The following is a 1534-nucleotide window of genomic DNA, read 5'->3' as shown; positions in this document are numbered from 1 at the left end:
GCTACGGGCAGTCTGATCAGCTAGAAGCAAAGGCAAACGAGTTGATGGGGACAATGGCTTGTCATGGTTCTGTTCGGGCAAACCGAGTTTTGACGATAAGTGAGATGAATGCGCTGCTGCGTGAGATGGAAGAGACCGAACGTAGTGGTCAGTGTAATCACGGTCGACCAACTTGGACGACTTTGTCGATGCCTGAATTAGATAAGCTATTCTTACGTGGTCGATAGTTTCACTGCTAGGGTTTCTATGTCTTCGCTTCGTACTATGCCGCCGGCTATTTTTCTAATGGGGCCGACAGCTTCAGGTAAAACCGATTTGGCTATAACGCTGCGCAAGATATTGCCGGTGGAGCTTGTCAGTGTTGATTCAGCGCTCGTATTTAAAGATATGAATATCGGCACCGCGAAGCCGAGTGAGAGTGAGTTGCTGAAAGCGCCTCATCGTTTGATTGATATTATCGACCCTGCCGAGTCTTATTCTGTCGCACGTTTTTATGATGATGCGCTCAGAGAGATGAATGATATCGTTGCAGCGGGAAAAGTACCGCTTCTTGTCGGCGGGACGATGATGTATTTCAAGGTGTTAAAAGAAGGTATTGCTTCTATGCCTTCGGCTGATCAATCTGTGCGTGACTCAATTAATGCCTTGGCTGCGGAGAAAGGCTGGCCTTTTGTACATCAAGAGCTGGCTAAGGTTGATCCTGACTCGGCTAAACGTATTAAGCCAAATGATTCCCAGCGTCTTCAGCGAGCAATGGAAGTATACAGGGTTAGTGGTCGAACTTTGACTGAGCATTGGAGTGACCAAAAACAAGTCGGATCGGGAGTAGTTAATGGAGCTGGCAGACCTGATGGCGCGAGTTTACCTCCTATTCCGTTCGAGATTTTGCCGTTTGCGATTGCGCCGAGTGATCGAAAGTTGCTTCATAAAAGAATTGAACTAAGGTTTCGCGGTATGCTCGAGGCAAATTTTCAGCAAGAGGTCGAAACTTTACGAGCGCGAGGTGATCTAAGTTTGGACTTGCCCTCTATGCGTTGTGTGGGTTACAGACAAATGTGGGAATATTTGGATGGTACCTATGACTACGATACGATGATAGAAAAAGGGGTCGTGGCAACACGCCAATTAGCTAAGCGACAGTTAACGTGGTTGAGGTCTTGGCGGGATATTGTCTGGCTAGAAACTGGCGCGAAAAATAATATTGAGATAGTGTTGAAAAGTTTTAACGCGGCCTCATTTAACAACTAAACGTAAGATTGACTATAATTGCGTTAAATATTTAAAAAACGGGAGATTACAATAATGTCTAAGGGACACTCACTTCAAGATCCATACTTAAATGCACTCCGCAAAGAGCGCATTCCAGTATCTATCTTCTTGGTAAATGGCATCAAGTTACAAGGTCAAATCGAGTCTTTCGATCAGTTCGTCATCTTACTCAAAAATACTGTTAGCCAAATGGTATATAAGCATGCCATTTCTACTGTTGTACCTGCGCGTAATGTGCGTATGCCGTCAATGGATGAAGAAGCGG

At 45.2% G+C, this 1534-nt stretch carries 2 protein-coding genes and 1 pseudogene; all 3 read left to right on the top strand.

Annotated features, from left to right (window positions below; all coding sequences use genetic code 11):
* Positions 1-227: pseudogene (gene mutL, locus A3739_RS13375) on the top strand (DNA mismatch repair protein MutL); the annotation flags it as partial.
* A 19-nt stretch (positions 228-246) separates the two neighbouring features.
* Positions 247-1248, top strand: coding sequence for a tRNA (adenosine(37)-N6)-dimethylallyltransferase MiaA (miaA, locus tag A3739_RS13370; RefSeq protein ID WP_068481632.1), 1002 nt, complete (start codon positions 247-249; stop codon positions 1246-1248).
* A gap of 54 nt (positions 1249-1302) precedes the next feature.
* Positions 1303-1534, top strand: a 232-nt coding sequence (gene hfq / locus A3739_RS13365) for an RNA chaperone Hfq (RefSeq protein ID WP_068501711.1), incomplete at its 3' end; no start/stop codon positions are given.

The organism is Oleiphilus sp. HI0067 (genome assembly GCF_001635735.1).
Note: the sequence above shows the minus strand (reverse complement) of the source record. Positions and strands in the feature narration are given on the sequence as shown.

Bases quoted from the DNA above. Each gene is read 5' to 3' on its own strand.
- miaA (WP_068481632.1), top strand. From the start codon at position 247: ATGTCTTCGCTTCGTACTATGCCGCCGGCTATTTTTCTAATGGGGCCG.